This window comes from Vibrio cionasavignyae, assembly GCF_050337155.1.
In the GTDB taxonomy this organism is placed as follows: Bacteria; Pseudomonadota; Gammaproteobacteria; order Enterobacterales; family Vibrionaceae; genus Vibrio; species Vibrio nomapromontoriensis.
Map to the genome: position 1 here is coordinate 174,599 of NZ_JAKJSR010000013.1, position 21,489 is coordinate 196,087.

Annotated in this window: 17 protein-coding genes; 6 read left to right on the plus strand and 11 right to left on the minus strand. The window is 44.6% G+C overall.

Annotation, left to right across the window (positions count from 1 at the left end):
- Positions 1 to 170: 170 nt before the first annotated feature.
- Positions 171 to 3,206: an efflux RND transporter permease subunit gene (locus L4D74_RS10395; protein WP_428752067.1), complete on the plus strand. Its 3,036-nt coding sequence runs from the start codon at positions 171 to 173 to the stop codon at positions 3,204 to 3,206.
- Positions 3,207 to 3,326: 120 nt separating this feature from the next.
- On the opposite strand, the gene L4D74_RS10400 is transcribed toward L4D74_RS10395, so the two are convergent.
- Positions 3,327 to 4,058 carry a transglutaminase-like domain-containing protein gene (locus L4D74_RS10400; protein ID WP_428752068.1) on the minus strand — a complete coding sequence of 244 codons (732 nt, stop codon included), beginning with the start codon at positions 4,056 to 4,058 and terminating at the stop codon, positions 3,327 to 3,329.
- Between the two features lie 116 nt (positions 4,059 to 4,174).
- Positions 4,175 to 4,939, minus strand: coding sequence for a helix-turn-helix transcriptional regulator (locus tag L4D74_RS10405; protein WP_428752069.1), 765 nt, complete (start codon positions 4,937 to 4,939; stop codon positions 4,175 to 4,177).
- Between the two features lie 262 nt (positions 4,940 to 5,201).
- Between L4D74_RS10405 and L4D74_RS10410 the strand changes: the two genes are divergently transcribed.
- Positions 5,202 to 7,055 (plus strand): hypothetical protein, encoded by a 1,854-nt coding sequence (locus tag L4D74_RS10410; RefSeq protein ID WP_428752070.1) that lies wholly within the window; start codon positions 5,202 to 5,204, stop codon positions 7,053 to 7,055.
- Positions 7,056 to 7,128: 73 nt separating this feature from the next.
- On the opposite strand, the gene L4D74_RS10415 is transcribed toward L4D74_RS10410, so the two are convergent.
- Complete coding sequence (locus L4D74_RS10415; protein ID WP_428752071.1) at positions 7,129 to 8,061, minus strand: LysR family transcriptional regulator; 933 nt, start codon at positions 8,059 to 8,061, stop codon at positions 7,129 to 7,131.
- A 203-nt stretch (positions 8,062 to 8,264) separates the two neighbouring features.
- Here L4D74_RS10415 and L4D74_RS10420 point away from each other — a divergent pair, with 203 nt between their 5' ends.
- Together L4D74_RS10420 and L4D74_RS10425 are read left to right on the plus strand one after the other, a co-directional pair.
- Positions 8,265 to 8,555 carry a putative quinol monooxygenase gene (locus L4D74_RS10420; protein ID WP_265674347.1) on the plus strand — a complete coding sequence of 97 codons (291 nt, stop codon included), beginning with the start codon at positions 8,265 to 8,267 and terminating at the stop codon, positions 8,553 to 8,555.
- Between the two features lie 72 nt (positions 8,556 to 8,627).
- Entirely contained in the window at positions 8,628 to 9,284 is a 657-nt protein-coding gene (locus L4D74_RS10425) for an NAD(P)H-dependent oxidoreductase (protein ID WP_428752072.1), read from the plus strand.
- A 73-nt stretch (positions 9,285 to 9,357) separates the two neighbouring features.
- On the opposite strand, the gene L4D74_RS10430 is transcribed toward L4D74_RS10425, so the two are convergent.
- Positions 9,358 to 10,356 carry a LacI family DNA-binding transcriptional regulator gene (locus L4D74_RS10430; RefSeq protein ID WP_428752117.1) on the minus strand — a complete coding sequence of 333 codons (999 nt, stop codon included), beginning with the start codon at positions 10,354 to 10,356 and terminating at the stop codon, positions 9,358 to 9,360.
- Positions 10,357 to 10,463: 107 nt separating this feature from the next.
- Positions 10,464 to 11,903: a 6-phospho-beta-glucosidase gene (locus L4D74_RS10435; RefSeq protein ID WP_428752073.1), complete on the minus strand. Its 1,440-nt coding sequence runs from the start codon at positions 11,901 to 11,903 to the stop codon at positions 10,464 to 10,466.
- 273 nt (positions 11,904 to 12,176) lie between these two features.
- Between L4D74_RS10435 and L4D74_RS10440 the strand changes: the two genes are divergently transcribed.
- Both L4D74_RS10440 and L4D74_RS10445 read left to right on the plus strand, forming a co-directional pair.
- Complete coding sequence (locus tag L4D74_RS10440; protein ID WP_428752074.1) at positions 12,177 to 12,791, plus strand: HAMP domain-containing protein; 615 nt, start codon at positions 12,177 to 12,179, stop codon at positions 12,789 to 12,791.
- Positions 12,775 to 15,186: a tetratricopeptide repeat protein gene (locus L4D74_RS10445; RefSeq protein WP_428752075.1), complete on the plus strand. Its 2,412-nt coding sequence runs from the start codon at positions 12,775 to 12,777 to the stop codon at positions 15,184 to 15,186. Before L4D74_RS10440 ends, L4D74_RS10445 begins: the two co-directional genes overlap by 17 nt.
- A 124-nt stretch (positions 15,187 to 15,310) precedes the next feature.
- Here L4D74_RS10445 and L4D74_RS10450 read toward each other — a convergent pair whose 3' ends face one another.
- The 6 genes from L4D74_RS10450 to L4D74_RS10475 form a co-directional block, all read right to left on the minus strand.
- Complete coding sequence (locus L4D74_RS10450) at positions 15,311 to 15,805, minus strand: YcxB family protein (protein ID WP_428752076.1); 495 nt, start codon at positions 15,803 to 15,805, stop codon at positions 15,311 to 15,313.
- A gap of 287 nt (positions 15,806 to 16,092) precedes the next feature.
- Entirely contained in the window at positions 16,093 to 17,523 is a 1,431-nt protein-coding gene (locus L4D74_RS10455; protein ID WP_428752077.1) for an aspartate kinase, read from the minus strand.
- A 96-nt stretch (positions 17,524 to 17,619) separates the two neighbouring features.
- Complete coding sequence (locus L4D74_RS10460) at positions 17,620 to 18,006, minus strand: ectoine synthase (RefSeq protein ID WP_428752078.1); 387 nt, start codon at positions 18,004 to 18,006, stop codon at positions 17,620 to 17,622.
- Between the two features lie 15 nt (positions 18,007 to 18,021).
- Complete coding sequence (ectB, locus tag L4D74_RS10465; protein WP_428752079.1) at positions 18,022 to 19,287, minus strand: diaminobutyrate--2-oxoglutarate transaminase; 1,266 nt, start codon at positions 19,285 to 19,287, stop codon at positions 18,022 to 18,024.
- A 10-nt stretch (positions 19,288 to 19,297) separates the two neighbouring features.
- Entirely contained in the window at positions 19,298 to 19,852 is a 555-nt protein-coding gene (ectA, locus tag L4D74_RS10470) for a diaminobutyrate acetyltransferase (protein WP_428752080.1), read from the minus strand.
- A gap of 511 nt (positions 19,853 to 20,363) precedes the next feature.
- Positions 20,364 to 21,476 (minus strand): NADH:flavin oxidoreductase, encoded by a 1,113-nt coding sequence (locus L4D74_RS10475; RefSeq protein WP_428752081.1) that lies wholly within the window; start codon positions 21,474 to 21,476, stop codon positions 20,364 to 20,366.
- Positions 21,477 to 21,489 lie beyond the last annotated feature (13 nt).

Genomic DNA, 21,489 nt, shown 5'->3' on the forward strand with positions numbered 1-21,489 from the left:
AATTAGCTAAGTCTGTGTAATTAGCTAAATCCGTGTAATTAACGGAATCCAGCTAATTAACTAGGTTCACTTAATTATCTCGGTTCGCTTAATTAAGCCCTCGCGATTCACCACTACTCATTCAACCATCGTCAATCTAGTGATTGCTAATTCAACTTAAGGGGTCTCGAATGAACACTTTTCTTGCCTACTTTGCTAGGCGCAGTTTTCTCGCTCGTATTATTACCATAATGGTGCTTTTAGTGGGGGCTGGCGCAATCAGCATTCTCAAACTTCAAGAGCTCCCTGACGTGGCATTTGCGGAAGTCGAGATCACGACACAATATCCGGGGGCATCCTCGCAAGATATTGAGTTAAACATCACCAACAAAATTGAGAAAGAGCTGAAGTCGATTCAAGGGCTCACAACCTACTACTCTCAGTCTTTTGATGGCCAGTCTTATATCAACATCGAGCTCGATGAAAGTTATGAGGTCAATAAGACGGTTCGTGATATTCAACAAGCAGTGGATCGTGTTCAAGGTCTACCAAAAGATATCTCTAACCCCCCGTTAGTCGTCCAAAAGGACACCTCCTCTTTCGATGTTATGACATTCGGCGTGGTGACAAAACTCGATAATCGCGCATTACAGCAATACACTCGTGAGCTTGAGAAACGGTTAAGATCAGTACCCGGTGTCGGAAGCGTGCGTCTGGACGGCTACACCGAAAGAGAGTTTTGGATTGAGGTTGACCCAACCAAAGTACTTCGATATCAATTAACCTTTAATGATGTCATTGCCGCTATTAACACGCGTAGCCTGTCACTTTCTGGGGGAATTGTGGAGTCGTGGGACAACGACCAACGCATTGTTACCCTTACGCAAATTCACACGGTTGAGGAACTCGCCAATACCATCATCGATGTCTTGCCCACGGGTGAAATGATCCGATTGGGGGATGTTGCTCAAGTCTCCGATGGGTTTGAGAAAGCCACCGAACTGGGTATGGTGGATGGACAGAACGCCGTAGTGTTCTCCATTAGCAAAAATGCCAGTGCGGACATTATTGCCACGATTGATCGCGTAAAAACGATTTTAGATCAAGAAAATGCACGCCTAGAAGGTCAGTTTAGCTTTCCGATTACTTTAAACCTAGCAGATGATATGGCAGAAAAATTCTCCATTGTTACCACCAATGGTGGTGTGGGGCTCATTCTGGTTCTTATTGTCCTAAGTATGATATTGAAACGCCAAGTCGCCTTTTGGGTATCTGTATCCATTCCATTTTGTGTACTTGGGGTCATGGCCGTCTTACCCGCGCTTGGCATGAATCTAGACAGTATTACCCTTGCTGCTTTGCTTCTGGTGATCGGTATTATCGTCGATGATTCAGTCATCGTCGCCGAGAGTATTTATCAACAAAAAGAACAAGGGAAATCTGGCGTTGAAGCAGCGACCTTGGGGGTTCAGAAAGTCATTCGCCCGATCATCGCCAGTCTGACAACAACGGCGCTGGTTTTCATCCCTATGTTTTTTATTCCTGGCACCATGGGCAAAGCCATCATTGTCATTCCTATCACGGTCATTACTGCGCTTTTATTTTCACTGGCAGAATGTACCTTTACTCTGCCTGCACATTTGGCGACATCCCTCGATAGCCCCCCGAGAAATGATTCGGACAATGCGCGCTTCACGGCACTCATTCAGCGCTACAAGACGATACTTTGCTACTGTTTAGCTCGCAAAAAACGTATTTTAGTGATCGCACTTACGTGCCTTGTGGGCAGCTCAGCGGTATTAACCACCCTAAAGCTCGACATTTTCCCAAGTGATGCGGCCAAATACATTGAAATTTACACAGAGATTGCTCCGGGCACCCCGCTCAATAAAGTCCGCCAAACCCATACGGACTTAGAGAACGCTATCGCAGCATTACCAAGCAATGAAGTCGTCTCGCATCAAATCACGTACTCCAGCCCTGTGAGCCGTGGGTTGATCACGCTGACAAATGTTGATCAACGTACACGAACCGCCAATGATATCGCCGACTCGCTCAGCCACAAATTGACCAACTCAACCAGTATCAATTTTGTAAAATTTACGGTAGATGCAGGTGGTCCCCCTCCCGGTGAACCAGTAGAAATTCGCATCATCAGCAATAACCAGCAAGAGCGTGAACAAGCATTGAACCTTGTCATGGATTGGATGAGCCAGCACAGTGGGCTTGATAACGTCACTCATAACGAAGCGTTGACCGATCCACAATTACAGGTATTACCACAATACGAGTGGCTAGCGCGCTACAATTTAACAGTGCAAGATCTTGCTAACACGCTGCGCATTGCGTTTGATGGTGATACGGTGACATCAACATGGGTTGGCGACGAAGAAGTGAAGCTGCGCGTGATACTGGATGAAAAATTCCGCAATCTCGACAAGCTTGCCACCACTAAAATCACCACACCTTCAGGGGTAAAAGTGCCACTCAGCCGTTTAGCAAAAGTTCAAGAAATTCAAGCGCCACGAGAAATTCTCCACTACAACGGCGATCGCCACATATTGGTTAGCGCGCAAATTATCGATGACAACCTAAGCTCTGGAGCACTCAGTCAGCAACTGACTCAAGCGTTAACACCGCAGGTAGGAACAAGCGTAAGACTCGATGTTGGTGGTGAAGCAGAGAACACCGACGAAACCATGTCTGGCTTCTTTGTCGCTTTCCCTGCTGCAATGATTGGCATCTATTTTGTGCTCGCCATTATGTTTGGGTCGTTATTACAGCCGCTATTGATCATGGCCGTCATTCCGTTTGCTATTGTCTCTGCATTAATGGCGCTATTTCTCCACATGCAACCTATTTCGTTATTTGCTTTGGTTGGAATATTGGGGATGGCTGGGGTCGTGGTCAATAACGCTCTGGTCCTCATCAACCGTATTAACGAACTGCAATTAGAGGGCTTTCCCGTCACTCATGCGATTGTTGAAGCCGCAGCAAGCCGCTTCAGACCTATCATGCTGACATCACTGACAACTGTGGTAGGTTTACTGCCATTAGCCTACGGTATTGGCGGCACCGATGTCTATATGGGGCCAATGTCATTAACGCTTGGGTATGGACTGCTGTTCTCATTACCGATTGTGTTAATTGTAATCCCATGTCTATATGCTCTTTGTGTGCGACCTAGGACCATAAGCGACACCTCTCCTGTCACGAATGACCAATAAGTAAAATTCGCTAAAGCGACCCTAACCAATAGCGCTGCTCGGAACGTCTAACCGCAGCAGCGCTCACATAACACTTCCAAAGCTAGTGCCAAAAACCATTTAAGCCCAACTACGCACATATTACGACGTCCTTTGTCCAATCCCTCTCAAACGAATACGGCTGACATTTAGGTTCATAATGTGGCGCAATACGTAACGATATAATACCTTTTTGACCCCGGACAAATTACTACCATATTTTGAATAAAAGTCATCCGGCTGCGGGTACACTCCAAAATCATCGGCAATACCTTCACTCTGTATATAGGTATCACCGCCCTTCCAATCGACATTTGGCTGAGCCAAATTTTTTGTCGATATTGCATAGCCTGAAAAGGCGTCTTGTTGCGCGGCAAAACGCTGTTGTACCTGCCTTAGATATCCACTATCTAATATGTAACCTTCTAAATTAATCCAACGCCCTTCTTGGTAAACTTCCACCCAACTATGAATAATTCGCTCTGGAGCCACACGAAAAATCGCCGTAGGAATAGCGCCTCGTTGCAGTTCATTATAAATCGTAAAGCCATGCAGTCTGGTTTCAATACCCACAGAGCGAAGGAGCGCCGTTAATAACGTACCTTTGGTGTTGCACTGCCCATAACCATCTTTTAATACTTGGCTCGCAGGAAGACGGTCGTCACTATTGTAACCAAAACGAATATCGTCTCGAACAAAGTGATAAATTGCACCAATCGCATCATAGCGAGACAAGGTTTTCCATTGTTTTTCGTCAATCAATTTTTGGATGTCATCATGTAAAAAGTCCAACATCGGCGTGGGTTGCAAATAAGCGTGAGATAAGTCGTTCATAGATTACTCCGGTCACTGAATCTACCATTAGAGTAACCAACCACTTTTTAAAATAATTGAATAAACTGGCTATATGATTAATACCGAGGAAGAAGGGAGCCAGTGCCCATTAAACACTACGATGTTTGAAAGAGTATTTTTGCTTGTCGAATCGTCATCCCGAAGGTTTTACGAAAAGTCCGACTCAAGTGAGCACTATCCGCAAACCCTGCCATATAAGCTGCGTCTGTCGCTGACTGTCCATTAAACACGGCTTCAACCGCGCACAACATCCGACACCATAATAAATAAGGTCGCCATGGCACCCCTAACTCCTGGCGGAACAAATGCAAAAATCGGCTTTCCGATAATGCCAATGTGGCTGCCACATCACTAGCACGCCATGTATTAGGTTTCAGACACGTCGTCCCTAAGCATTGGTTGAGCTCAGTGATTAAGCGTTTGATTCGACTATCAATCACTCGACTATCATTAATAAGTGGCGAAGAGATAGGCTGTTCAAAATAGGCTAATAAAGGAGTAAGTAGCGAACCAATATCATCACTGGCATTAATGGGGTTGTCCCATTGAACACTCGAATCAGAGCAAATAAAATCAGAGAGCATCGTGATAGATAATTCTACTACACGATCACAAAGCGCCTCTCCAAGCGTGCTGCTTGGCTCCACCAATAAAATCCAACCCTCTTCCATCTGCAATTGATGCTCTTTATTAGAGGGAATGATGACCGGCGTTGTTGTCTCTAGCGAGTTGACCATGCAACGTCTTCCCGGCTTAGGCCACACAAGTTGTATCGCATGATGGCGATGGTAGCTCGCATCGATTGAAGCACCATACATAATCACGATTCCAGCTCTTATCCAAACCTTAGGCTGTCGCATTTTTCTTCCTTAAATATCCGTTATACCTGTTCGACTGCGTCTGTCGCGCTTATATCAAAGTCAGCCTAATCCTACGTTATGGTGAAATTAATCCGAGTGAAATCGTTTATCTCGCCTGCTCTATATCATTGATATAAAATCCGCTGCCCGCAAATACTGCTAACAAAATAGGCTACGCTGGCACATCTGTTTTCGCTACATATCATCTTTTTTCGGATAGCACTTTTTTCGGACAGAACTTTTTCTCGGATAGAACAACACCATGAAACAAAAGACAATTACCGCAGTTCTAATGACTGCCCTCATTTTGTCTGGCTGTAAGTCAGAATCGACATCCTCTCCTAGCACACATTCGGTGATCAATGGCCTAGCCTCCCAGGGTGGTGCGATCAAAGGCACCGTTACGGTCCTACAAGCTTCCCGCTCGAACCATACGAATAGTCTATCTGATGAATCTATTCATCCAAGTCACCTGCCGATAGGCAACACATTCATTGACGTCTTTGATAGCGGTAAATTCACTATCAAAGAGAGCTATCAACTCCGTTACCCTTTATTACTTAAAATAGAGGGTGTTCATGGCATTAAGCCAGCCAGTGAGTATTCTCTGGTGTTCGACGACACCAATCGTCAGGTGAACTTGTCGCCATTAACAAGACTCGTTATCAGCCGAGCGGCAAAGACTGACGCAAGCGTAGTGTTTGATAACTTTGTCGACTACCAAGGTGAATTAACTCGCGAGGCGATAAACGAAGCGCAAAGTGAACTATTACAAGTGCTAAAACCACTACTCATTGCAGGTAATATTGATGAGCACATCGACATTTTTACCACTCCTTATGATGCTGATTTCACTCAACTTGACGCCGTACTCTCCACTCTAAGCGTTGATTATCAACGAGACAAAGCCATATTACACTACCTACCAAACAAGGCTTACCAAGTGGAACTGCCTTATGCTGAAAGTTGGAGCGATCGTTCTCTTATCCCTGTGGACAGTAACCAAGACATATTGCAGCATGAACTTCGCATAATTCATCAAGCTCATAAAATCTTGGAAGAGATGATTCTACTTAAAGATGATGAAGCTCACTTCAATAGCCTTTTGGCACCTTCCGCACATTGGTTTGGTAGCGATGCAAGTCAATTGCATAGCAGCTACTTTGATATTCTTCCCAACGAAAATGATAGCACCTTAAATCGTTATCGCGACATCGTGCTACTGGATAGTCAGCCAGAAAAGTCTCGCTATTTACTGGGTTACACCACTGCATTTGAAGCGAGTACACAATCCAGTGTTGCTCGTGACCAAGCTTGGTTTGAAATTATTGATGGCGAACTGAAGTTTCTCGGGGATAACGAACCATTCCCTACTTCATTTTATGCTTTGTATAAGTTAAACACGGCACCAGCGGGTTACAACTGGGTACCGCAAGAAGCATTCAACTGGGTATTTGAAACCACTGGTTTTTTAGCGATGCGCAATTGCACCGATGAGCTTGATAGAGGTGACTGGCAATGGGGTTCGAGTGACTTCATTAGTACCTTACCGAGTGTCAGCGATGTTTTTGATGGACTGCAATACATCACGGTCACATCCCCGACCAGCGCAAATATTAAGCTTGATAAAATCTTTAGGGACCCAACCAACAAGAGCTGCCATCTTGTAGACAGTACAAATCAAATCAGTGGGCTACTGGATGGCTACCCGATTGATATTGCGCAGAATAATATCAAAAACAACTCAACCTACACCGCGACTTATGTCTATGACTCAAAAACCATAAGTAAAACCATATTTCTAACGCAAGCTCCAGAAAATAAGGAGGTTATGTCACCTTATATTGCCAGATTAGATGCGATTAATGGCACCGCACCTTCTTTCTTTTATGATTGGAGCCGAACAAATCCGTTCGTTGTTGAAGGTGATATCTATGTGTACTACCCATCTCACATCGGCTCAGGAACACGGATCACGATAAACTCAGGACAAACTAGTGTGAGCGAAACACTCAACCAAGATGTGGTTCGTGTCTTCCATTCAGCGTTCGATCCATATGGACGCGTCATCAACAATTACTATGTTTCCCAAGATAGTGAATCACCGCTAAAGTAGTGAGTCAGCAGCAATCTTAAAGCCGAGCCCGCTAAGCTCGGCTTTTTACTGGAAAATAATACCTTTTAAGCCATTAAATTCCGTTTGAACCAAACACCCCTTTCTCTATAAGCTTGGTTAATATCGCCTGACTCTTATCTCTAAACCGATCTCGCAATAGACGTACAGTGGGTGTTATCGATTGGCGACTTGGGCAAACCAACCATAATTCTGATGGCGTCGGTTTATATTCTGGCATCAAATTGACCACTCGCCCTGCTAGCAAATCACTCGACATATCGATACATGACTTAAACGCGATACCTTTTCCTTCTACACACCAACGTCGTACAAAATCGCTGTCATTAGAGGCTCTATTGCCCTTTAACTTAATTTTATAATCTCGTTCGCCGTCATTAAACGCCCACTCGTCTTGTATAATATCGTGTAATTGGTAGAACAGCGCGTTGTGATTCAGTAAGTCCTGTGGCGTTCGCGGGGTACCATATTCAGCCAAATATTTTGGACTGGCACATAGTACCCTTGGCGCATCACTAATCTTAAATCCGTATAGATTCGAGTCTAATTTGGGCCCATAGCGCAACGCCATATCAACGGAATCGCGATAAAAATCAATATTGCTGTCACTAATATGGGTACGTAGAGACACCTTCGGGTATTCAAGTAAAAAATCGTCGAGCCAAGAGGCCACGATATTACGCCCTAAATCAGAAGACATGGCTATTCGCACTTCGCCGTCAATGATACCAAGCTCTTCTCGCATATTGAGCTTAGCCTGTTGAAGCATTTTCACAGCTTGCTCACACTGTGGTAGATACCGTTCACCCGCAGCAGAAAGTCGTAAATGACGTGTGGTGCGAACAAATAGCTCCGCACCAAGTGACGCTTCAACACGCTTTACCGCGGCACTGGCGGTGGCAGTTCTCATATCAAGATTAGTTGCAGCTGCTGTGATACTGCGAAACTCCGCCACCTTTAAGATAACGTGTAAATCTTCAAGTAGCATTTACCTACCCCTGCTCTCTCGGTTTGATTAGATGATGCTCCGCACCACTTGCTTCACGCTTATTATCAAATAATTTTTGATAATAATTCAAATTATAGCCTCTTTATAACTATCAATCTTACTATTACTATGTTTCGACACAAACACTTTATCCATACTCATAAGCCGCTTATTACTGCGCCTTAAGAAGACGAGAACAGACTATGACGTCATTAACTATTGTTGCCAATATCATCGCTAACGAAGATAAAATTGAATTGGTTAAATCCGAATTATTAGCACTTATTGACGCAACGCGCGCCGAAGAAGGCTGCATCAATTACGACTTGCACCAAGATAACAACAACCCTGCGCACTTTACGTTTTATGAAAACTGGACGTCACCCGAGCTGTTACAAGCGCATTTGCGTAGCGCTCACATTGCGAAATACAAGACGGCAACCGAAGGTGCCGTTGCCAGCTTTACACTCAATGAGATGACTCGTATTGGGTAATGCAGTCAGAACTTCGACTACTTTTATTTCTAACGCTTTCTATTCCTAACTATTTTCATTTCGGAGATGACCATGACACATCCCATCATTGCTGATTTAGAGCAACGTTATACCGCTAAACGCTACGATGCGACAAAGCGTATCCCTCAAGACGAACTAGAGGTGATTTACGAGGCAATACGCCTATCGGCTTCATCTATTAACTCACAGCCGTGGAAGTTTATTGTCATTGAAAGCGATGAGGCTAAGCAACGCATGCACGATACGTTTGTCAACAAGCATCAATTTAATCAGCCACACATCAAAGCCGCGTCACATATTATTTTGTTCGCATACCACCCAAGCTACACGCGTGATGATTATGCAAAAGTCGTTGATAAAGGGATTGAAGATGGCCGTACGGCACCCGAACAACGTGAACAAGCCTTTGGCGGTTTTGCGTTTGCTGAATTGAACACCGATGAAACCGGCAACACGTCAACATGGACGAAAGCACAAACCTACCTTGCGCTCGGTAATACCATGCATGTTTTAGCCCGCTTAGGTATTGATTCAACGCCTATGGAAGGAGTCGATTCTGAGATGATCACAGAGCTGTTTAGAGAGGAGTTGGGTGGCTATCAGTGTGATGTTGCCTTAGCGATGGGGTATCACCATGCGGATGAAGACTATAATGCATCCCTGCCTAAATCTCGCTTAAGCCGCGAAGCCGTATTAACGGTTTTATAACCGTTTAGAGTGCCGTTACTTCCGCCAAAATAGTCAATTTGAACAATGGTTCGAACCATCCCTTAAACGATGGCTACTCTGGCGCTGTTAGTGACTTAATTGACTCTCTAATCACTAGCGAGCCCGATATTGAAATTAATTGGGCTCGTTCATTCTCTCCCAATATCCGTAGTATCGCCACCTTAACCATATTGCCCAACGGTACACTGACCGAGCTCAAGCTTGGTGATAAATACTCGCCCATATTGCTGTTGTCAAAACCTGCAATTGATATCTCTTCAGGTAATGACAAGCCTGCATTACTGAATGCACGCATGGCACCCATCGCCATATCATCATTGCAAGCCAGTATTGCTGACGGTCGTCGATCACACTCAAGTAACCGTACTGCGGCTAAATAGCCCCCTTTCAACGCCCAGTTTCCGCATTGCTCCAGTTCTTTATCAATGGGTAAACCATGTTTTTCCAATACCTCTCTATAGGCGCGATAACGCTGTTGATCTGTGCCTGAGTTTGGGTTACCACGAATAATAGCAATGCTGCGATGACCGTTTTGCACTAAGTGCTCCATCATTAAACATGCACTTTGATAATGATTGGTTGTAATCGCGTGTTGAGGGTGTTCGGAGACAGGGCGATTCAACACCATGATCGGGGTAGTGGTACGGCTAATGATTTCCGCGAGCTCTTTTTCGTTCAGATATTTTGAATAAACAATGATGCCGGCACATTTCATATCCAAAAGAAAATTAATGGCGTCCCTTTCCTCTGCTTTACTGTGTTTCCCATCCGTCATCACTAACTGGTGGTTCGACTCTTCGCAAAATGAAGCTGCGTGATTCATCAACGTTGAAAAATAAGGGCCATCAAATAGGACGTTACTCATAACAAAACCAATGAAGTTGGTTTTCCTCATGGCAAGATTCTGCGCCAGAATATTGGGGCGATAACCCGTTTTCTGAATCGCATCAAAGACACGTTTAACAACATCTGGTCTCACGATATTTTTCCGGTTCAATACCCGAGAGACCGTCGATTTAGAAACACCAGCCTCATTGGCGACATCCAGCATCGTTACTTTCACCACCAATACCTCTTTGTTTGATTTAAAACGCCCACTTACCGCGGGCGTACTCTGTGATTTAACGTTATGATTTAACGGTGTGAGTTCAGATTAACCTAAAGCGTTTCACCATTTGACGCAATCACACTCTGATACCAGCTAAATGATTTTTTCTTGGTTCTAGCAAGACTACCCGCTCCATCATTGTGCTTGTCAACGTAGATAAAGCCATAGCGTTTTTTCATTTCACCTGTGGTAAAGGAGACCAAATCAATGCAACCCCAAGGGGTATAACCCATAAGATCAACACCATCAATACAGACGGCTTTTTTCATTTCGGCGATATGTTCACGCAAATAATCGATGCGGCTGTCATCTTCAATGCTGCCATTTTCCGCTACGTGATCCACCATGCCAAAGCCATTTTCTACAATAAACAATGGCACCTCATAACGCTCATATAATGATGCAAGGCAGTAACGCAGGCCTGTCGGGTCGATGGGCCACCCCCAATCGCTGGATTCAATAAATGGGTTCTCAACCGAGTTTTCATGTCCCCCATCCATACTCTCTTCCGTTGATTGATGAGAGGTAGAATCCAACGTATTCGACATGTAGTAACTAAAACCAAGGTAGTCTGCTTTGCCCTGTTTAAGAATAGCTTCGTCTTCAGGATGCATCTGAATGTTGAATCCTTTCATTGCCCAGTCGCGCTTTGCATAAGCTGGGTAATGGCCGCGCACCATCACATCGGAGAATAAATACCGATCTCGCATGGCTTGCTGCGCTAACATCACATCAGCCGGTTTTGAAGAGCGTGGATAAAAAGGCACCATGGCGCACATGGCACCAATTTTCATAGCAGGGTTGATTTCATGACCTTTAGTCACCACTAACGCACTCGCGACAAATTGATGGTGAACCGCTTGATACATCGCTTCTTGTGGCCGATCATAATCTGAGAATTTCACCCCAGAGCACATCCAACCGAATAGATCTGCAGAGACGTTGGCTTGATTATTGATTTCATTAAACGTCATCCAGTACTTCACTTTATGCTTATATCGCTCCATGACCACCGTAGAATAACGAACAAAGAAGTTGATCACTTTACGATTCATCCAGCCACCATATTCTTTCGCTAGGTGGTAAGGCATCTCAAAGTGGCTCAGTGTGATAACGGGTTCAATGCCGTGCTTAATTAGCTCATCAAACATATCATCATAAAACGCCAGTCCTTCTTCACACGGTTCTAACTCATCCCCTTTAGGGAAGATGCGAGTCCAAGCAATGCTGGTGCGAAAGCATTTAAACCCCATCTCAGCAAACAACTTTATGTCATCTTTGTAACGATGATAAAAGTCTACCGCATCTTGATTCGGGTAGTGTTCACCTTCTAGCACACCGTTAGTAATACGACGCTGAACACCATGCTCCCCAGCCGTCAAGACATCCACGACACTAACGCCTTTACCGTTAGCATTCCAACCGCCCTCTAACTGATGCGCCGCAACGGCACCACCCCATAAAAAATCGCTAGGAAAATCTGTTTTCATACTTTGTTCACCAAATTAACGGAATATATCCGGAAGTACTTTTTGTGCAGGTTCGAAATAAAGTCACCCAGCCTTTAAGGTCAACACTATTTCTGAAACCGGTTTCAACAATAACAAAAACAATAAAGCGTGAGATAAGTCACACTAACAAAACGGTGCTGCGTTATTTCCTATGATGCTGCGATCGCTAGGGTTGAGCGGATTAAGAATTTGCACTGCACTCTCTAAATACAGTTATATACTCAATATACAACTCGTTTAAGGAGAAACGTTATGTTGCGAGCATTGCGGCTGCCTACCATGCTAAAAGGAATCAAAATATGGTCATCTAAGCGATTGATATGGCGAGTATTATTTATTGCTTTAATCAGTGCAGTCATCAACGCGACACAATTCTATTTCTTTTATGCACAAACCCTAGACGTCCTCGCCCAAAGACTTTCCTTTCAGTTATTACCCGAAGAATTAAATGCCGTCGCACAATCTTTACCATCCATGTATGAAGCGATGAGTAACTGGCTGCTATTGCTGCTGTTATTACAGCTGGTGCTGGCGACGTGGGCTGGCTGCTGGTTAAGCTATCGCCTATATGGACCCGTCGCTCGAATTCGCCACGCCTTAGTCGATATTTCTATGGGTAAACTCTCCACCGTGATTCATGTTCGTGATGGTGATGAGCTCACTGACATTGCCGAAGACATCAATGACAGCTCGGCGAGACTGCAAATTGTGGTCATGAGCATGAAAGACAACCTCGATATGATAGACGGTTGCGATCTGCCCGCAGAGACCACGTTACGTCTAGAGACCATTAGAGAAAACTTAGCGTATTTTGAGACCATCAATCTGGCAGACACCGCAGCGAAACCAAATGAGCCAACGCAATAGCCGCCGGACGCTAGCCGACCTCCCCCTTGCGATTGTCATTACGATGCTCATATTAGGCTACATGCCACCGCTTTATGCCGCTTCGAATGTTGACCCGATTGGTTTGGGCATACAACTTATTCAGCAAGGTCAACTCACTCGCGCCAAAACCCAACTCGCCACAAGAGTGCCCCCTTATCAAGGGGAGGCGTTATTTTTGGCAGCGCGTATCGCTGAGTTTGAACATAATTGGAGCGATGCAATGTCGCTTTATCGACGCTATCTTGCGCAAGATCCCTTTAGTGTTCATCGACTAGAAGCACGAGCCGCCTTTGCTTTACTTCGAACATATCGCAATGATCCATTACTCGGCGACTACCTTGCCCTCATGCAACTACGTGATCAAAATGCGCTAGTAGAAATGCAGCAAATCAGCCTTCGTTTATCCACCAGCAATCCCTTAGAAGCTCTGGCCATAAAAGGACAACTGCTCGTCGCTCACAGCCTATTGGAATTTGCCCAGCAACCTCAACAAGCGTTGCAGCATTATCTCGAGGTTATTGCTTCAACCGAAAATATGGAAGCCGATTGGTATATTCAAGCTTTGTTCGGTGCGGTATTTTCCGCGCTAAGAGACCAAAAACCAGCTCAGGCAAAACAATTTGCCAATCAACTGCAAGCTAAACTCGATTCCAGTTGGGGAAGCCGAAATAGCTTGCTTGCTCGAAGTTGGCAACAACGCCTAGACGCTATGGCGTTTATTTTTGAGTTGCAGCAAGATACTCGCGCCACGCCAAGCGAGCCTTTTCTATGGGGTGTCGGCGCTCGACTATTACTGGATCACCCTGTGGGCAGCGGACAAAATTATGCACCGGTGTGGGAAACCTTATCGGCTAACCAACTCGATGTACAAAGTGTGACGTTGTGGATCACACAACACAGTGACTGGAACTGGTTGCGTAGTGATCTACTTCGTGGCGCACATCAGCACGGCTATATTCCCATGATCAATTATTGGTTTTTTGGCGACCAAATCAGCCCTGACTATGTACAAGCTAACCGACAGCGCTATCTCGATGAAATCAAAAACAAACTCATTCCACTATTACGCGACTTACCTCAAGCCTATTTGATCTTAGAGCCAGAATTTAATAAACAAGGCATTGAAACTTGGGATGGCTGGGATCCATTAATGTTGGAAGTCATTGCGTTAATTCGAAAGCATGCGCCACAAATTAAAGTGGGCCTTGGTCTTGGCGACTGGGATCAACCAGGCAGCACACCCAGCTATAACAGCGCGCAAAAAAGTATTGAAGCAAGCGATTTTGTCGCCAGTATGCTGATGCTCTCAAGTTACACTGAACGAGCACACTCGGCTCCGGATTGGTCGGCCTGGATACGCGCACTTCGCCTAGGCAAGCAATTGCAAAAGCGCTTTAATAAGCCTTGGATACTGGCTTATTTATCCATTGCCTCTCAACCTAACTGGCAAGCGCAACAAGCCAATGAGTTGGACAAACTGACCTTCTATTTACCTATGCTGCGTCAACTCGGATTATTTGCGCTTAATTGGTTCTCTCTTACTGATGAGCCCAACCAAGTAGGATGGTTTTCTGATGCAGAACAAAGTTTTGGTTTGCTCGATGCCAACTATCAAGCAAAAACTGCCCTTGCAACCTATCGACAGCTTACCGCCCAAAACCACGTAAACCATTCGGCTCCGCAGCTCAAACAATTCACACTAACAAAGCAAGCAAATAACCCATTGCCTCACTGGCAGGTCACCGCAACATGGGCCCACTGGAGCCGTTGGGAATTGCGGATCTCGCAAGGAAGCAACACTTGGACAACTCGCGGCGCGGGGGATAGTTTCAGCCTGAACTGGAACGGGCAAATGCTGCCTATTTGGGCTGAGTCGGGTATTGTTATCATTAACTTGAAATTAAATAATCAAAGCGTCAAACACGTCACCACCTCTTGGAAACGCTCCGCCCTGTCACTCATGGACATTAACGAGCAAGTGAACCTTGCCACTTGGCATACCTGGCAAAAATTACCTTGGCGCCCCCTCGAACCAACGGTACTGGGACAACCCAACAGTGGTTCATTCGAACTGGTGGTGACGGGGCTCAACAACAAGCAGCTTAACGGGCTCTACATCGGTTTTATCGATCAAAATGGTTTTTATCAAACGCTGTCAGCATCAGGGTATGCTTATCAAATTGGCGAAGAAACCGCCATCTATATTCCCCTTTCTGATTTTAAGCAAAGCTGGGTCAAATTTGAAAACGGCATGCCCATATGGCGTGAGGAAGCAGCAGGAAGCCCGGCTATTGTTCTACAAAATAATAGCCAGAAGCCACTGTCATTCAGAGTTAAAGCCATGCAGTTTCTACTCCCTGAAAATCAAAATTAGTGGCCCGAGCTTAGATAAAAAAGTCTCATACTAACGGCTACAGCTAACCTAAGCTGAATCAAAAAGCAAAATGAAAGGCCCGACCGTGTTAGGTTTTATTCCATCAATTTTGTACGCATTGACGTTAGTTCGTTTTTGATACGGCGTACTGTTCGACAATGAACGCTATCTCTTCTTCATTTAAGCAAGATTTACTGACATATTGGCGCTGTTTGCCCATATGAAAAATAAACCCTAAATCGCTTTGTTCAAGTTGGTCGATTTCACTCCAAACGATGCTACGGGTGTTGTTACCATTTTTATAAGTCACACCGTTAGAGTCACCCTGAAATACCACTTTACTACCAGCGCTCATACTGAGTGTTTGTCGCCATAGCCACCAAGTTCTCTTAAAGTAAACACTGAGCGCCTCAATAACACTCAAAACGATAAAAAACCAACCAATGTAACTGCTGGGCAATAACTCAAATTTAACTAAAACCACACCAAAAAGAAGAAAAAGTACGCCTTTTAAATAGGCTTTGGGGAATTGAGTAGGCAGACTAGTTTGATCGTAGCACTCGGCAAAAAAGGCCTTATCAAGGATGTATTCTGTGGTGAAACCAGTATCTTTAGGCATATGTGGTTACTATAACGTTTGCTGTGAATGAGTATCGAATGCTGCGATCTCGCAACTCAGGTATTGTATCCCTTCTCGGTGCTTATCCTTAGCTATTTTGCTGCTCTTTTGTAAATCAATGATACTGGCAGAAACTACTCTCTAACTACATTTGGCTAAGCTAGAAAGACAAAAATGGCAGCGTACCGATGCGATCACTGCCATTTAGTATGATTATTATGACTTGGTGTGAAGCGCTAACCCTCCCCCACAACAAACATCCATTTGTACAGCAAAATAGAAAATAATTACGCTACTTTTACTGCATCAGAGCACTGGTCAGTAGAGTCAAAAAACTCATCATGTAACGCGCAAATTGCGGCGCAGTATTCTTTATTATCCACGACAAACTGGACGTTTACATTACGCATTGAAGAGTGCAGTGCGACAGGTGTAATGCTGTTGTTCATTAACGCCAGTACTCCCTGAGCTAAGGATTTATTGGTATCAATCTGGGAGCCAATGACGGAAATTAACGCCACCATGCGGCCTTTTATTTCTGCGCTTGGGAAACGCTTCTCGGCCTTATACAGCACTTTATTCAGACTTTCCGTGCTGCCACCAAGATAATAAGTCATTGAATTAGCGTTCATTTCCTTACCAATCAAGCTAACGTGAGCGTCGGCAATGATCTGCATGAGCTCATAACTGACGTTATCAATCTGCCCTACCATGGCTTGATCAAACAAATGCAGCGCAAACACTTCCTCTTTACCCGCAATAATTTCCACTTTGTTCGCCGTTGGGCGGTGACCACCACTGATCAATGTACCCGGATGGTCGGGCTCAAAGGTGTTTTTTATCTGCAGTTCGATGTTGCTCTCTCGTAGTCCTGCTGCGGCATTAGGATGAATAGCCTCCATCCCTAGACTAGCAAGCTGATCCGCTACATCGTAGTTAGTATGCCCAATCGGAAAGACCTTCTCTGATCCCACCATGCGCGGATCGGCAGAGCTTAAGTGGTATTCTTTATGAATAATGGCGAGGTCAGCGTTGGTTATCGACGCAATTCGGCTAAACGTCATTTCGCTATAACCACGATCGTAAGTCGACATCAACCCTTCACTGCAAGACGCATAACCTGTGACAATCGGCAGTTCTTTGCTGACATCAATATCAGCAAAGACTTCTCGAATGTGATCATCCAGTTTTTGCGGAGTTTCAGAATTCCAGCCTGACAAATCAACAAACTTGGCATTAATACCCAAATTCTTTAATTTTAGAGCGGTATTATAAGCGCTGTGGACCTCTCCCATCGACGCTAAAAATTCGCGGACTTGCGGCAAATAATGACGTAATGAGAACTGACCATATTGGCAGGTTTCTAGAATGTTTGAGATGCAGTTTTTTGCCTCGGAGAAACGCGAACGAATAAATTTATCCGCGCGCATGCGGCTCATAGGGTCAGCAAACATATTCTCATTGGTCAGTAGCATTCGCTGCTCAACATAATTAAGGGCGTCTTGCCAATTTTCATCTCTCTTCGCGACTAACTGATAAACACCTGGTTTGCTGGTTTTCTTACATTCAAGTAGCGCATCTGTCATTCCGCCATAAGCGGACACCACAAATACTCGGTTATAACGATGTTCCGGAGCTGGGTGCAAAAAGATATTTTCGAGTACAGCATCAAATGCTGTCATGGAAGTACCGCCGATTTTCTCTACGGTATAAGTCATAAGGGGAGCCTTAATAAAGTGTTGGTTTGGTAATACAGGAAAGAGAGTGAGGGGTTAACCTCACTCGTCATAACGGGGGAAGCCTGCTCTATTTCCTTAGTCGACTAAGGGATAAACGCCATTTTCGTCATGCACTTCTTTACCAGTAATTGGCGGATTAAATACACAAGCCATCACCATTTCCGTACCCTTAAAAGCTCTTAAGTAGTGCTCATCATTTTTATCTAAAATGTACAGAGTGCCAGGCTTAATTGGGTAAGTTTTTCCATCTACCACTTCAATTTCACCTTCGCCGCTCATACAGTAAACCGACTCAAGGTGGTTTTGATAATGAATGTGCGTCTCGGTATTCTCGTAGATCGTCGTAATATGGAACGAGAAGCCCATCTTGTCATCTTTGAGCAACATACGGACACTTTCCCATGTTTCCGACGCTACTCTACGCTCGCTATCGCGACACTCATCTAATGTTCTTACTATCATCTTTTACTTCCTTGATTAAGATGCTTTTTTAAAGCGTTTCGCGACAACTGACTCAACCGCATTTTCAAAAATAGACAGACCTTGATTCAATTCAGCCTGTGTGATCGTCAGTGGGCAAAAGAACTTCACCACCTCATCATTTGGGCCCGCGGTTTCGATTACCATACCGTTATCAAAACAAGCTTTTGCGATATCACTCGCTAGATCGCCGTTGTGGCACTCAATGCCAATCATCATTCCGCGCCCTTTTTGCTGAACAAAAAGCTGTGGGTGACGTTGTAGGTTACGCTGAATAATGTCTGATACGGCTTCAGAGCAGCGGGCGATATGGGTTTCGAGTTGATTGTTTGACCAGTAAGTCTCAAGCGCTTTTGTTGCTGTCACAAACGCATGATTGTTACCGCGGAAAGTACCGTTGTGCTCACCCGGTTTCCAAATATCCAGCTCAGGGCTCAGCAATACCACTGCCATTGGCAGTCCATAACCACCTATAGATTTAGATAGCGTAACCATATCTGGCTTAATACCCGCAGGTTCAAAGCTAAAGAACGTTCCCGTGCGACCGCAGCCTGCTTGGATATCATCGATAATCAATAAAATATCGTGCTGCTTACAGATCTTGCTTAAACGCTGTAGCCATGCATTCGATGCCACATTCAAACCGCCCTCACCTTGTACCGTTTCCATCAGCACAGCGGCAGGTTTGTCCATTCCAGCCGAGTTATCACTTAACATGGTCTCAAAAAGTTTAAGGCCGTCGATGTCTGCATAACCTTCGAAAGGAATACGCGTGACGTTGTTTAAGCTCATTCCCGCACCCTGACGATGATGCTGATTCCCTGTCGCAGCCAAAGCACCTGCAGTACAACCGTGAAAGCCGTTAGTGAAAGCGACGATTGAGCTGCGCCCTGTTACTTTCCGCGCCAATTTCAGAGCAGCTTCAACCGCATTGGTTCCCGTAGGGCCTGTAAATTGAACCTTATAATCCAGCTCTCTGGGAGCCAAAATATAACGCTGAAGCGCCGTTAAAAATTCCGCTTTTGCGTCAGAGTGCATATCGAGGCCGTGAGTAATACCGTCTTTCTCAATGTATTCCAGCAAGGCTTGTTTAAATACCGGATTGTTGTGGCCATAATTCAGTGATCCTGCACCAGCAAGAAAGTCTAGATAACGCTCTCCTTTGTCAGTTTCAAGCCAGCACCCTTTTGCTTTGGTGAACATAACTGGAAAACTGTTTGAGTAAGATCGTACTTTCGATTCTTGCTTGTTAAAAATATCCATGATAGACCGTTTAATTTCCTATTTTTTGAGTGTTTTTTAGCGGGATTCGATACAAGAATTCGGTATCGTGCTCCCCCTTAAAATGAATTTGTTCGTCTAGAAATGTACTGACTTCACCTTGTTGGCCCTGTTGCGAATCAAGTTTTTTAAACAATGCCCATGACGCGCTATTTTGTTTGGTGATCGTGGTTTCTACCGCTACGACAGATCGAAGTATGTCTCGATTGAGCAAATGGCTAAGCATGTTAAAAGCAAGCCCCTTACCTCGATAATTCGGAGAAACCGCTACTTGCCAAACAAATAGTGTCTCGGGATCGTCCGGCTTGCGATAAGCAGAAATAAAACCTGCAATGTCATCACCGTAGCGCGCGATAACACAAGTTCGGCTAAAATGCGTAGATTGCAAAAAGTTGCAGTATGAGGAGTTCATATCGAGGGGAGGGCAGACGGCAATAAGGCCAAAAATGTCATTTCCATCATCGCCAGTCGGTTCTAAAAACGTCCATTCTTTACTTGGTTTTTCACTCGTTTCGGGATACATCACCCAAGGTGCTGATGTAATCATACGCTGATACATTTCCTTTGTACTCTAAGTAAAAATTCGCCTTTATTAGTTCATAATTAGAGAGCCAAATCAAAGTTAGGCGCCAAAAAACCCAAGAAATGTGAGCGATAACGCATAAAGGAAATATATACATGCACAAAAAATCATTCACATGTGATTAGAGCTCTAATCTTTTTTAATCATTCACTTCTATACGTTTCGCATAAAGATAAACAAAAAGGCGGTAAATAGCTTAAAAACTCACCCGGAAATGAATGCCAGTTTCTCGTCTATTTATGTGGAATAAAAACCATTAAACGCGCTGGAACTCGCGCTAAAAAATCAGCCACAATCAGCACAATTTTGGGGTGGCGAGAAGCAGTATTTGAGAAGGTTTGCGAAAGGCAGTCAACATTGAGGAAAATAACGACGCTATGACATGACCATGCGCTATCGCATTCGCAGATAGGCATGTACGCGAATAGGCACATCAACAGATGGACACATCATAGCTTGATAAGGGAATGGAGGGTTATAACGCGGCCAGTTGCGCTTTTCTGTCCTTGTTCACTACACAAAAATTACCACGTTTTGTGCGACACTTCGAACAACGCTCACATTCAACTGGTGAGCGTTCGCCGGTTTGCCAACGTTTAATCAGGTGCGGTTCAGAAAGAAGCGGCCTAGATAGCGCAAAATATTGAATATTGCTCCTGGTCGCGATCGCATCAATTGCGTTGAACTCCGTTAAGCCACCGACCGTTATGACAGGCACACTCACTTCTTGACTAATTACGTCACCATATTCATGAAAATACCCTTCTTCTTGAATGGTGTAGCCATCATAAGATTGCCCAATCATGGTGTCGGCTTTACCGTGAACATTGCCTGAAATAATAATGCCATCCACACCAACTTGCTCAAGTGCTTGACAGATTTTACGTGTGTCATTAAAGGTTAAACCACCAGAAAAAAACTCCGAAGCCGTTAGCTTTACAAGTATCGGGAAAGCGTCTCCAACCCGTTGTCTTGTTTGTTGATAAATTTCTAGCAGAAATCGCATACGATTATCTAAACTGCCACCATATTCATCGTCTCGCTGGTTGTAATATGGGCTAAGAAATTGATTAATCAGGTATGTGTGCGCAGCATGAATTTCTATTCCATCAAAACCAGACTGTTTCGCCCGCAATGCAGCTTTGGCAAACGCTTGAACTATATAGTCAATATCTGACTTTGTCATCGCCGTACCCTGGGTCTGCGTCCCTATCTCTGGTACGTCACTTGGCGCATAAATAATTCGCTCGCCAACATTGTAGGTCGTCTTCGTCCCCCCATAAGCCAATTGCATCACAATTTTTGAGCCGTGGGAATGAACACCTTCCGTGAGCTTTTTGTACTCATCAATAAAGGAATCATTGTAGATACCCATCATTCCTGCATTGGGTTTTTCTTCTTCAACAATATTGGCATAACCGGTAACAATAAGCCCTACTTCACCTTGTGCTAACTCTTCATAGATGGCGTATAGCTTGTCGGTCATATGACCGCTTTCCGTTGCCATATTTTCCCATGTTGCACTGCGGATAAAGCGATTTTTCAACGTCATGTTGCCAAGGCGCGTTTCTGTAAACAAAATACTCATTTCTTCTTCTCAC